Source organism: Motiliproteus sp. MSK22-1, assembly GCF_001968815.1.
Taxonomy (GTDB): Bacteria; Pseudomonadota; Gammaproteobacteria; order Pseudomonadales; family Balneatricaceae; genus Motiliproteus.
The window spans coordinates 50595-65033 of the sequence record NZ_MIEQ01000040.1 but is presented as its reverse complement, the minus strand read 5'-3'; the positions used below and the strand labels follow the sequence as shown (position 1 = coordinate 65033).

Here is a 14439-nt window from a genome sequence, read left to right as displayed (position 1 = left end):
TTATAGTTGCCGTTGATGGCATCGGTGATCTGTTCGTTGGTTAAACGGTAGAGATCATCGTAGCTGTAGTCGGTCACACGACCGCTGGACTCGCTGATCTGTTCCCGTCGACCGCTGGCTCCCAGGCTGTAGTCATAGGACTGCATCAAGGCGCCACTGGACTCTAAAGAACAACCTGTCCAGCGGAAAACCCTAGCAGAAACCGGTGGTGCATAAGAATAGATCCCTGAGTTGAAGGGATAAGATCAAGTTTTTAAAGAGCGATGTCGGGTTTAACAGATCTGGCAGTGTCGAGCTGGTAGATTAAGGGACTCAGGTGCAAGCTCCCCCCTAGTTGAACATTACCTTTTTCCATTCTTTTTATAACGACCTAGATAAATTCCGAAGAGCGCTGTACTAAACAACCATAATGAAGAAGGGACAGGGACCTGTACCTTTGAAATATCTGATAGACCTGAACTCACAAAGTAATATTCTTGCAGTGCTAGCCCTCCATTTCCATTGTCAACAGACAGCTCACGGCTATTCCATGAAAAGAGTTGTTGACTGAAGGATGAAACAGCAAAAGAGGTTGGGAAAGTATTATCATCTAAAGCAGTAGCTGTATCATCAGTAAATACTAAATAAACAGTATTATTTTCTGCTCCAACATTAAGATCAGTATCTATCAGATCATCAAATATAAAAGTTATATGGTCACTTACGACACCATTGACCATGGCATTATCGGCTACAACTATTTGAGTTCCAGAAAATACTCCTTGCATGCCTCCTTCAAATACCATTCTAAACTCAAGATCATCTGTATTGTATACAGAGCCACTAGAATCAGAAAAAACTAAAGACATTTCTTCGTTATAATCAAACGAACCTGAAAAATTTGGAGAGCCTGACAAACCGCCAGTATTAAAATTTCTTGATTCAATTACTGTGGCATCAGTCCCTGAAAAATCATACGTTATTATAGATGCATTAGCTGTTAGCGCTGTAAATAGCAGTGTTGTTACAACAGATAATTCTTTTATCATGATAAATAGCCTGAAGCATAGTGAAAGTATAAACGATTTTCATGCAAGCATTGCACAATTAAAACTATTATTTCAAGGATAATTTTTAAAAAAATGAATATTTATTATTGGTATATAAAATAAAACGACAATTGAATATACCATCTCCTTCGCACCTGAACTTAAATTATCAGGTTTTCTGATGTACCTGTAATTTATAAAATATCGACTAGAGTTATAAAAACACATACATTACTATTGCCATGATTATTTCTTAAATAACTACCGCTATTACGTAAAAATTATTTCGAAAACACACTCAGGACGTCTAAAGCCCATAAATGAAAAAGCATAGTTAATACTAATAAAAAAACAAAACCATTGCATTGTTTTTATATTAAATTTCTCACATATAATATACATAGTTTTTATTATCGCCAAAGCTCGATCAAACCAACTCCAATAAATAACAAAACAGTCAAAAACAAAAACCTATCACGCCAGGAAGCAAAAACAAACACCCCTATAGATAATGCTAATATAGCTGATCCTAATTTATTTAACCCATATTGAAAAGAACTTACTGCTCCAATCAAATTAAATACCATAAAAACTATAACAGCAGATAATAAAAAAATTTCTTTTATCAAACTTTTTTTCTTAAAGCCTATTGATTCATATTTATGTTGATGCATTTTTAAAAAAATAATACTCAGTACAACACTAATAGCTCCATAAATCAAAAGAACAATCCCATACAAAATTTCAGCACTTAGCAACATATAGCATCCAATTACAAAAATAACGCCTCCCAAAGCTAGCATTGATAAGTGACGTTCTTTTGAAACTCTGTATACCATTTTTTCTACAATATAAGTTAACATATTCACCAACTAGTACTAATCATGAATTACGGTTGGTCGAGAAAATAAAACGACGCCTGCATATACCGCCATCATTGCACCTACAAACCTAATTAGCAGGCCTGCCGATGCACCAGTCATTGCTCCAATTCCGACTAGAGTTATAAAGAGTGCGTACATTACTATTGCCATAATGATTGCTGAAATAACTGCTGCCATTACTAAAAAAATAGTTTCTTGTGTAGAAAGCCTCTGGTTCACACTATCAATAAATGCTTCAATAGCAGACAAAAATACTGATATTACGTTATCTGAATTGACATCAATACCGACTAATCCTAGCAGCGAATCCAACGCAGTTTCTACCCACCCTCCACTAGCCCCACTACTAATTTTATATGCCCCAACACCAACATCCGGATCTAAAACAATATACCCAGTTCCCTGCCACCCCGCATAGTTTACTTCCATTTCATGCACGGTGACCTCCAGTCCCTGATTTAAGGCACTTTGGATTTCACTCCGAACACCTGTATCCATTTGAAGTGATGACAGTTGATCCGCATTATCGCTGGTTAAGCGAAATATTTTCTGCCCTTCAGCACTCGCCACCGATAAAGCTTTGACAGCACTTACTGCCTCAACTGAATTATCTTCAGTGGAAAATAGCATTTCTGGAATAAGGTGCTCATACGCCGAGCTTTGCATTCCGCTGTTGATGTTAAACGCCAGCCAATCGTCATAGCAGTTATAACGGCTCTCATTATTTGACTGCACACGATCAATATCCATCATCAGACCTGAAAAATGGACGACCTGGGGAATACCCCAAGAGTAACTCACTTGTATGTTTGTTGAAAAACGACCAAACGAGGGCGCACGATAGCTAACGACCTTGGATAACGGTGCTGCTAATTGATCCATGATGTCTAGATTAGCAAAATATCCGTGAATACCGGTTTGCATCACCAAGCCCATGCTATTGTGTTTGGTTAAACTACCAAACTCCTCAGCCTCAAGCTTGGTTGCAGCGTTCTCTAACCCATCTTTGATCCGTTCAAGCTGCTTTTTACTCGCACCCTGTAAATCCAAGCCAATAGCATGGTATTCACCGGCGATAAGAAAGTTCTCACTATATTTCCATTGCTGTTGGGGGGCTTGATAACCCAGTCTTAATGCTACTTCATCACCAAAGGGTATAGCTCCAGTTTGAGCGACCACGACTCCATCGACTGTCAATTCACCCACCACATTGACAAGGTGTGCAGGCAGGCTGCTCGGTAAATCACTGAGTTCATTGACAGGAGCAGGCAGTGAATTATTAAGAATAAGCTCATCTTCTGTGGTCGCCGGTCTAAAAGACAGCGCTATGTTCTTTCCCGCCAATTGAGTGGTATCCGCTTTGTACTGAAAGATTTGGCTACCGTAGGTAGTGTTTGCGTATAGACTGTTAAAAGCAGTACCAAGATCAACTATAAAACGGTATCTCAAATTCTCATTGAAGCTCGGTAGCGGTTGTTGAAATTGAATATCGCTGGAAAGGTCAGATAATTCATTAATGCTTGAGACTTCACTCGGAATAATGTCTTTGTAGCCAGTGAGATCCCCTAGAGTAGTGCCTTCAGGCAGTGACTCCAAGTAGCTCTTTACCTGAATTTGGTACTGATCAATACGCTCTTTTACGACCACTGGATCTAACCCCCGAACCCAGCCCTCAGCTTCATTCTGTTCAGTGCTCGTCTCAATGGCTGCAATAAGCCCTTGGGCATCAAACGGAACTTTATTTTTTAAGTCATCCCCCTCATGAAACACGTATTGTTTAAAACTGGGGTCCAGCGCAGTCCAAGTGTCGCCCTCTAATTTGGCCTCTACCCAAACATGTTCCATCTTAAACTGTTCGATGTCACCACCGCGTGTACTTGCTATATGGGGAATGCCACCTTGGCTTAGTAGGTTCTGAACAGCTGCTGGGTTATCAACACCACCGACCCAATTTTTCATTTCTTCAGCGCTAAAGGTTTTTACACCATAGACGTAACGAGCTGGAATACCTGCATAACGATACAAAGCAATCAGTAGGCTGGCTGTATCAAAGGCGTTGCCCTGCTTGGTACTTAGAACGCTATCTGCTCCCTGTATTGAGCCATAGCTTGGAATCCAATTAATTTCATTATGGATCCAGTTATATAATTCTATCGGGTTGTTCCCAATGCTCTCCACTGTCTGGATGATCTCTGGGGTAAATTGAATCTCTGAGTTCTGTTGAAGGTAGGCGGAGGCGTCCACGGCTGGCTCTCCAACATACCCGACTAACGCTTGAACCTGACTGAGCTGTGTATGGATGTTGCGGGGAGGGGGCGTAATGAAATCGAAACCTGCATCAGAGGATTGGGCACTCCGTTGAAACTGTCCATTGCCGAGTTGTTGGATGGTTTGGATAACTGATGCTTTATATGCCTGTAAAGTTTTTGGTGATTGAAGAGTAGCAATATCCGTCTTGATAAAAGAATTAACTTGGTTTTCTACTTGAGAAAAGCGGGTTATTAACTCCATTCTGTTTTTTTGGAAATGATCTTTTTTACCCTTAGACAAACTGCTTTCAAGATCAGCATACTGTTGATCCAAAGTTTCAAGCCAGTGCCGCTTCATATCGGCTAGAGTATTCAGTTTTGTCTCAATCGCAACCTGCTGTTCCTTAATATCCGTGTCGACCTGAAGTTGTTTAAGAATCTGCTCGAGATCCTTACGGATGCTTATGAGGTGTGCACCCAGAGGATTGTAGTTCTCCAACAGATTAACAGCAGGCACATTATTTTCCGTTGCTTTTAAATAAACGGCGTGTACTGAAGGTGAGTAGTAAACGAAGGTAAACAGAAACACAACCAAGCGACAGATTATTCGTCTGAATCTTTGGCTAAACAGTTGTACAGTGCTGAAGTCCGTGTACATAAATCTATCTCCCTTCCTAGCGCTCTGGGCAGTTTTCATCACAAAGACGACGATTAAGTTTTAGGCCTCTAAACGCATGGAGACTGTAACTGAGTTGAGTTACTGCTCCTGTATTATCTTCAACTTGCACGATAACTGAGTGTTTACCTACATCACTTTCATTAGGACTCCATATAAGAAACTTCCCATTAGCACCATCTTCAATGGACATTCCCGACGGAGCTTCTAGCAAGGCGATAGATTTAACTCCAACAAAGGCAGGGTCATCGATCCAAAGGTAATTGCTGTAGGTTTGACCGACAAAAGCATCGCCCTTTGGCGTATTGGTAATAGTGACCGATACTAATTCAGTAACCTCAATACTGTAACTGAGTTCTGAGTACAGCTGTCCATCACTGACTCTAAAGACAACCGCATTAGGTCCAAGCTGAGCTAGTGTCGGTGCCCAATCAATCACACCGTCAGCACTGACCGTCATCCCGTCGGGTTTAGTTTGTAATGAATAACTAAGGCTATCCCCTTCGGCATCAGTAGCATTAATTGCATAGCTGTAAAGCTGATTAACCTTGGACGATGCCAGAACACTTCCATTGATGATTGGTGCGGTATTCACGCTACTAGTTCTTACCGTTAGGGTATAACCGGCGTTGATATCTGCTTGACCATCGCTGACCCGGAAAAAAACAGTATGGGAACCCAACTGAGCCAGAGTCGGGGTCCAACTGATCACACCTCCCTCACTGATTATCATACCCTCAGGGTAAGTCAGCAGCATATAGCTCAGTGTATCTCCCTCGGCGTCAGTAGCGTCCACCACAGAGCTGTAGAGTTGACCCACAACGGCAGAAGCAATGGGGGATCCGTTGAGAGTGGGAGGCGTGTTAGTACCCGTACTCGCATTAACGGTAAGGGTATAGTTAAAATCGCTATGTAACTGGCCGTCACTGACCCGGAAAATGACAGTATTAGGCCCCACTTGAGCGAGTGTCGGGGTCCAGCTGATAACCCCCGCTGCACTAATACTCATGCCAGAAGGATGGGGCAGTAAGGTATAGCTGAGGTCATCGCCTTCAGCATCGCTGGCGTCGATGGGGTAGCTGTAAGCATTACCTGCCACTGCAGTTGCGAGTGGAGTGCCGTTGATGACAGGAGCGGTGTTAGCTGCTCCACTAACTGTAATCGAGTAACTGATATCGACATAAGCCAAACCATCACTGATGCGCAACGTTACGGAATGTGTACCCAACTGAGTAGCAGTCGGAGTCCAGTTAATCACCCCACCTGTGTTGATCGTCATACCATTGGGCTGAGCCAGCAGCGCATAAGTCAGGGTATCACCATCAGGATCACTCGCTTGAATAGCATAGCTGTAGAGTTGATCCACTGTCGCAGAAGCAAGCGGCGAGCCGCTAAGCACTGGAGGCACATTTGCGTTAGCCGTAATATTAACCGTTAACAGCATTTGATCAGTGCTGCCTGTAAGATCCGTAACTGTGACCGTCACAGGATAGGAGCCCGTGTCTTCAGTGCCAGTCGCCCAACGGATCAAGCCACTGGTATTAATCGACATGCCCTGAGGAGCACCTGACAGCTCAAAGAGATGGTCATCCCCCAGATCTGGATCGTTTAGTGCAACCTGATATTCAAATGCGGTACCAGCCATAACAGCGTTGGCAGGTGTATTAATGATTGCTACAGGGTCATTAATATCCTTAACGGAAAGCAGGTAGGTTTGTGTATCAAATAGATTACTAGTGTCTTTAACCTTAACCTTGACCAATGCAGCAACCGCTGTGTTGTTATCGGTTAAGCATTCGTCTACTTGGTTGGCCTGATCCACCACTACATAGATATCTTCAGTCAAGCTATCGGCGGTGATACCTGGCAGTACTGCTTCGAGCTGCTGGGCTTTTTCCAGCTTTCCAAGGTCAACAGTTTCAATCAGACTGCCATTGTCCTCAGGATCTCCGAGATAGAATTGAACGACCACGTTGGAAAGGGTCGGTGCCAAACCACGATTGGTAATTGTTGCGGAAAGGTTTTGGTTCTCTTCGTCATATTTAATTTCCCCGACTCGAAGGTCCGGGAGGTCCAGCGGACTGCGATCTGGGAAAGTATTTAGACGATAAGTGTTATGGGTTAACCAGCTTTTTTCCGGTTGGGCGGGAACAGTGCCATCATCATTGATATTGTTGATATTATAGGCATGTTGATTCCAGATAGAGCGGGTGGCTACCCAGTTGTCATTAATGCCTTCAATAACTCGGATACCGACTTGTCCATCGGGCTTGCTGGTAAAATTGTTTGCAACAAAAACGATCTCCGCATGATTATCATTATCGATATCAACGATAACCGGGTTTTCCATTCCTGTTGTTGAAGTATTGGGAAGCTCCAACAAAATACTGCCAGATTGGCCATCATAAACTCTTAGGAATAGTTCATCTGCATAGATTACTTCGACCCGACCATCATTGTTAAAATCAAATACACTGGAACCCGTTATTGAAGAACTTAGATCCTGTATTGGGCTGATCCAAAGAGTCGAACCATCAGTATCTAGAACTGTATAATACTCTCCACTGGCGACTCCTATTTCAGGTTGTCCATCACCGTCCATGTCTGCAATAGTGGGTGAACCGCCATTACCAGACCCATTAAGATTTACTGGCCCCCATACTTTTCGCCCTAGATGATCTAATAGAAATACACGATTACCACTAACGACAACAACTTCAGCAAAATCATCAGTGTTAAAATTGCCAATTGCGACTAACCCATCACCCACCTCCAAATTACTCCACAAGAATCCTCCAGAAGCACTATGCGCAGAAGCGCCAATAAGCACTTCAAGCTCGCCATCTAAATTGATGTCAGCTGCCTGCACAATAGTCATCACGTTGGAAAATCGATGATTCTTTCCTATATTGCTGGTTTGTGCAGTCCACAGCAGATTGCCGGCACCGTCGAAGACGCTATTCCCTGAAAGTATTTCTAGAGAGCCATCACCATCCAAATCATAAATTGACGGAGACCCTGTGATGGTATTTCCGCTTGTAGAGCTACTAATCCATTCAGTATCCCCAGTATTTGAAATTGCCATCAATTTAGAATCTGATCGAAGACCTACAAACTCAACAAGCCCATCTCCATCAATATCTCCTGCAGAGATACTAGTTGCCCAAGGCGCCTGGAGTTCGGTATTGACCCATTTTTCTTGCCCTGAGTCTCCGTCAATCAACCATAAAACGCCGGGCCGACCTCCGGGTATTGAGTGCCCTATAAACGCCACATCGGGGCTATCATTCTGACCAATAACACCATCACCATTGTCGTCATCGGTTTGAACCACAACTGGTGTTGAAAGAACATGATTGTAGCCACTGTGTAAGCCAGCTGAATTCCAATGCCACTTCGTTACCACCTCAAAGGCACCAAGTGCTTCAGACGGTTTACTGCACTGAAGGTTATTCAAGGCATTACTCTGAACATAACTGTCCGTTGGTTGCCACTGAATAGAACCGGTCACGGGATCAATACTCATCCCGGTAGGCGATTCATTTAAGGAATACGTTAAGGCATCACCTGGATTAGGGTCTGTTGCTTCAACCAAATAGGAGTAGTTTTGATTTTCGGTTCCCGTTTCATCGGCAGGACTGGTGATAACCGGCGGCTCATCATTTTCTACCCTCAGAGTTAAAATCTGCACTGCGGTTAATCCAGACAGATCAGTAATCTGTATTTCAACCTGGTGAACACCAGCTTGCTCAGATGTGGGCTGCCAGCGAACAGTGCCGTTTACTGAATTAACGGTCATCCCTTCGGGGGCGGAAAGCAGCTGATAGCTGAGCGAATCTCCCAAATCATTATCTGCTCCATCAACCTGGTAGACAAAGCTTTGGGAAGTCTTGGCTTCTCCCTCTGATATTGCAGTTAACGTAGGTGCGTGATTTACATAACCTACGGAAAGTGCAAATAGCTGGGTATCGTTAAGCCCCTCGGGGTCTGCTACCTTGACCTTAAATAGCGCGGACTGTGTCTGATTATTGTCCTCAATGCACTCTTCGATGGTGTTAGCACCGTCAATGCGAGCGTAAAGGGTATCGGTGAGGTTACTGGCGGGTATTCCACTCAAACGTAACAATGAAGACTGGTCCGATTCCAGGGAGCTGACCTCCAGAACTCCCAACAGAACACCACCATTATCGGGATCACCGTTATAGAATTCGACCGATACAGGGGATTCTGCCGGCGCCATACCACGGTTATAGACTCGTGCCAGAAGATCAACTGAATCGCCCTGCTCTTCCAAAGTCAGATCATAAACCGCCAGATCCGGTTGCCCGTAGGGGTGGCGATCAGCGAAGGTGTTGAGCCGATAGCTGTTATGGGATAACCAGGAAGGTTGTTCATACTGAGGAATGGTTCCGTCATCGTTAACGTTGTTAATATGGTAGGTGTGTTGATTCCAGATGGAGCGGGTGGGTGCCCAGCTGCCAGAGGCGGACTCGAATACGCGAATTCCGGTAGTTCCGGAAAATGCATAGTTATTTGATACCAGAATAATTTCGGCCTGGTGATCATTATCAATATCTACAACCAAAGGGTATTCAAAAAGAGTACCCGACGGATTAGGAATTTCCAACCGCGTATTACCAGTTTCGCCATCATAGATACGGAAGGTTGTTTCATCAGCATAAAGGATTTCAGCTCTGCCATCTGCGTCAAAATCAAAGACGGAAGAACCTGTTGCTCCTGAAGACAAATCTTGTACAGCTGTCTGCCATTTTACAGAACCATCTGTTTCAAATACGGTATAGGACTGAGCCCCTGCTACACCGATTTCAGCCAGCCCGTCGCCGTCGACGTCAGCAACAGTAATCGCGCCTCCACCCCCAGCGGTTATTGGAAACTTGCTCTGAACATTTCCGTCATGAGCTAGAATGTAAAGATAGCTTGAAACGGTCGTACTGACGAAATCAATAGCTACAATTTCTGGATATTCATCCTCATCAAGATTCGCTACTCCAGCTAGAGACAATGTAGATTCGTGACTCCAAAGCACTGCCCCATCGTGACTATAAGCCTTTCCACCTGAGAAAATTTCTAAGTCACCATCTAAGTCCAAATCAACAACTGTTGCAGCTTCGTGACTATCTATCCAGTGATTGTTAACAGATCCAGGATATCCCCATAGCCGATTACCATCCACATCATAGACGGCAGGCCCATAAATAATTTCTACGGTTCCATCATTATTTAGGTCTGCCAGTGCAGGGTGCCCCGAATAACTAACTGCGATCTTCCATTTGAGCTCACCCGTATTTTCATACACATAGAGATCTTTATTAGAAGGACCTCCGACAATGATTTCAACCACCCCATCATCGTCAATATCGCCAACTGCTGGAGTTGTGTAGGCTGTACTAGGAGGAGCCACAGTCCATATATCCCTCCCATCCGCACCACTAACAGCTCTCAAGACACCCTCATAGCTATAACGACCGTTCTCAAACGATGTAAAAATCACATCAGGAATATCATCAGTATTAATCTCGCCATCCCCATTATCATCATTAAGCTGAGCAACAACCGGTGAACTCATCACTTGATTAAAGGTTGGCTTAATGGATGATCCAGACCAATGCCATTTAAGAACTGGATCCAATACTCCAGGTTGAGGCCCTGGCTTACGACATTGGCTGTTGTAGGCTTGTGAGCCGCTGTTATATTCAGCACTAGGGAGCCAGCTTACAAGGCCTGTCTGACTGTCTATTTCACTACCTTCTCCTGTTGAAAGTAGTGAATAAACCAAGTTATCGGAGGGATTCGGGTCTGCGGCTTCAACATCATATTCATAGAGAACCTCACCCGGCGCACTTTGGTTTGCTATGCTGGTGATTTGAGGAGGGTGGTTTTCAGCTACCACGTTAAGGATGAAGCTCTGAGCCGCACTTCCCCCTTGATCATCATGTACACTAACGGTGATATCATGCTCGCCCATGTTGTCTACTGAGGTTGGCCAGGTAATGAGACCGCTTGTCGGATCAATACTCGGGCCACTCATATGCGACATCATGTAAGTGAGCGTATCACTGACATTTGCATCTGTAGCCTCAACATCATAGGTCCAGATTTGACCAGCAACGACGGTTGTTTCTGGGACGCTAGTAATAACCGGGTTGTGATTTTGTTCGACAATCGTAACTTGCCACTGCTGTTGATCCGTTAGGCCAGCCGTGTCCGTTGCGTTAATGGTGACACTGTGACTACCCTGTTGACCCGTCTGTGGCGTCCAAAGCAAGAGTCCACTGCTATCGATGGCCACTCCACTCGGCCCACTGATTAAATGAAACTCAACAATATCACCCAGATCTGGATCAATCGCTCGCGCCTGATATCGATAGGTCATCAGCTCTCTCCCGGTTGCTGCTGGAGTGCTGACTATCTGGGGAGGCTGATTGTTATTGGAGACCTGAACAATAAAGCTTTGCTCATCATACAACCCTTGCGTGTCTGCTGCGCGAACCACAACCTGTTGCTGACCAACCTGAGCATTAATCGGCACCCATGAAATTACCCCTGTACCGCCGTCGATGCTCATTCCCGTAGGTGCGGTTTGCAAAATATACTCAACTACATCACGACGATCCGGATCTTGTGCGACAACCTGATAGTTATATTCCGTATTTTCAACAGCGATTTCTACCGCAGTAGAAGTAATTACCGGTGGTCTGTTACGCGTATTGATGCGTCTGGCTGTAGGCGTTACCGAGATCGTTTTAGAATGGCAAGTCTCCTTATTATGCTCATTGGCTTCACTAATTCCGTAATAGTAGGTTTTGTCGAGTTCCAGTCCGAGGTCGAGATAATGGGCATAAGGGTTATCACTTTCCGCAATTTTAACAAACGGGCCCTGCTCCGAGTCAGCACGATAGATGTTGTAGTGGTGTGTCCCGGTATTTTCCCAATCAAGCCCAACTTTTGTATACTTTGCACGTGCAGAAAAACCCGCCTGACAGCTGCACATTGCGTCCGCTGCATCCCTGATTAATAACGATGTTTCAGCCGTGTCGGTCAGATTAGGTTGACCACTACTTGGATAGGCTGACGCCGTATTATCGGTAACCCTGAGCCGGGCAATGTAGTCTCCCACTCCCATGCTGGACAAGATGCTGGAACCATCCGCCTGCTCCCCCTGCACATCTGTAAAATTAAGATCTCCATTGAGATCCCATTGCCAGCTTACTAATTGATCGGCTGGTCGACCCTCTTCGTGCAATCCATCATCGGGATTACTGGATGCGGAACCATCAAGTACCCAAGGCTTTCGGGCATCGCAAAATAAGTAAGGACCACCCGCATCAGCTGTTGGTTTTAACGGCGGAAGATTGATATTAACAATCAAGCGAGCTTCGGCTGTCTGGGGGGTTGGACTATCATCCACCACCCGCAAGGTTACAGGGTACTCCCCTACGGCAGGAAAGGAGGTTTGAACAATAGGACCGGTGAGATCAAAAACACCGTCGTTATCAATATCCCACTGATAAGAAATGATACTTCTGTCTTCTTCGGGATGTACAGAAGCTGAGCCATCCAAGGTTATCGTCTGACCGGCCACCGCAGGATTAGGATTACCCTGCGCCACAGCCCAACCACCGATACGTTCCAAGGCTACTGGTAAATAGGCCATTACCATACCCGTCGCGCCATGGCGGGTATCAAAATAGGCACCACTCCAGCTGCCATCCTCTGACTGGGTCGACAGCAGATAATTTATCGCATTCTGAACAAAAGGTTCATTGATATCAGGGTTTGTATAATCGAGGGCGATACCCACCCAAGCAGTAACTAAGGGATCACTAGTGCCTGAATAAGTGTATTTCCCCCATCCTCCATCGATACGCTGACGTTCAAGCAAACGCTCGCTTACTTCTTCAATGACCTGAGAGACTTGAGCCTTTAGGGCTTCGTCCAAAATAAAAGGCTTCAGCTCAGCCAGAGCACTTAGATGAAAAGCCTGGATGACATTCTCAGAATTCGTTCCTGCCCGTGACAGGATCCAGCGGGCAATATTCGGAACTTCTGTTCGCAGGGACTGCAGCACATCACGGTTATAAAGTCGATGTTCATATACCTGTATCTCTCCCCAACGGTTGAGCACAAATAGCCGATCATTAGCATAGGCAAAGTCAGCGCGATCAAGCCGCGCATCATTCGCCTTAAAAACCCTCTGAATAACTCGACCTTCAGAAACCCAATCGAATCCAAACTGCCCCCTTACATCTCCGTAATCTATAAAATATTCACCCGCTGGACCTTTACCGAGCTGGTAAGGCGCGAAAGGCAGACCATCGACATAGATTGAGTAATTACCAGACAGATCAATTTTATATAATTGGTTTGTCTGGGGACTGCTGATTATAAAATGGTCGTCCTCCGCAGGCACGATTGAATAGGCATCAGAGAATTCTGAGTCTGCAGACAGAATTGTAATAATTTGACCATCAGGCGTAATTTCAAAAACTTTCGAAGGAGTGGTTGCAATAATACGACCATCTTGATTGATCGCCAGGTCTCCGACACTCCCCAGTTCCCAACCAGGGACAGGGGTTGTTGTTAGATCACCAGAAACGCCAATTCGAATAAGCTGTCGCCTCTGACGATCAACAACCCAGGTTACTCCCGTAGCATCAATGGCAAAAGGTTTTAACTGAGTACTGCTAACCAGATCACCTTGAAGTTCTGCTATCGTTTCAACATCCAAACTCTCTGCATTAATCCGCAGCAACTTATCTGCGGTCAGGGTGTAGATATAACCATCGAATGCAACTAACTTACTGTATTCACGAGGATTTGATAAAACTACCTGACTAGTGGGCTGCCAATTCTTTATATCACCTTCAGCTATAATCAAATCATCAGCCAACAGCCCACCAATCCCTTGGGACACAATTGCGGTTATTGCGTCAGAACTTGTTATCCAGCCGGTCCAGTCATCTTTGGTCCAATATGCGTGATTACCGTTTTTACTAATTACACTAAGAAAATATGACGCCATGTCAACTCGAGCAGGAAAACTCTGGACACGATTCGGCCACTGATTAAACGCCCAAAAACTTAAACTAGTTTGGTTCTTTGATAGCTCTGGAAGAGCTAAATAGGTGGCTCCATTGACTTTCTGGCTACCAGCAATCGCATTATACAAAAACCGGGCATTATCAACATCAACGGTCGCTTTATCCATTGCAGCAGAAAGTCCAAGAAGACTTTGAGTTTGAGTATGACATCCCAGACATCTGTGCCTATTATGCCAAGCAACGGCCCCGTTACCGGTATAATTCCCACCTTTTGTCACGGCTTCTTTTACACGATCAAAAATAGAAGCGGCAGGACCCACAACAGTTTGACCCTGAGCACCAACACTGACAGTCAATATCAAGAAAGATAATGTTAAGGCTAAACTAAAGCGAACACCGCTGAAATCCATTTAATCCTACCTTATTTTAACTATTACTTATTTAAGCTAAACGACTGAAGAGATTCAATAAACTCTTCATCCAGCCTAATCCATTTCCATGTATTAATCGTTACTGAAATATTTCTTGGCTACTACAAAA

4 protein-coding genes are annotated in these 14439 nt (G+C 44.5%); all 4 read right to left on the bottom strand.

Annotated elements, in window-relative coordinates; genetic code table 11:
- Positions 1 to 341: 341 nt before the first annotated feature.
- A complete protein-coding gene (locus tag BGP75_RS10445) occupies positions 342 to 1028 on the bottom strand; it encodes a hypothetical protein (protein ID WP_076718488.1) in 687 nt (228 codons plus the stop codon).
- 410 nt (positions 1029 to 1438) lie between these two features.
- A complete protein-coding gene (locus tag BGP75_RS10440) occupies positions 1439 to 1891 on the bottom strand; it encodes a hypothetical protein (protein WP_076718486.1) in 453 nt (150 codons plus the stop codon).
- A gap of 15 nt (positions 1892 to 1906) precedes the next feature.
- The gene (locus BGP75_RS10435) at positions 1907 to 4750 is read right to left on the bottom strand and encodes a transglutaminase family protein (RefSeq protein WP_233152903.1); all 2844 of its coding nucleotides are present in this window, start codon (positions 4748 to 4750) and stop codon (positions 1907 to 1909) included.
- An 85-nt stretch (positions 4751 to 4835) separates the two neighbouring features.
- Complete coding sequence (locus tag BGP75_RS10430) at positions 4836 to 14309, bottom strand: putative Ig domain-containing protein (RefSeq protein ID WP_076718482.1); 9474 nt, start codon at positions 14307 to 14309, stop codon at positions 4836 to 4838.
- Positions 14310 to 14439 lie beyond the last annotated feature (130 nt).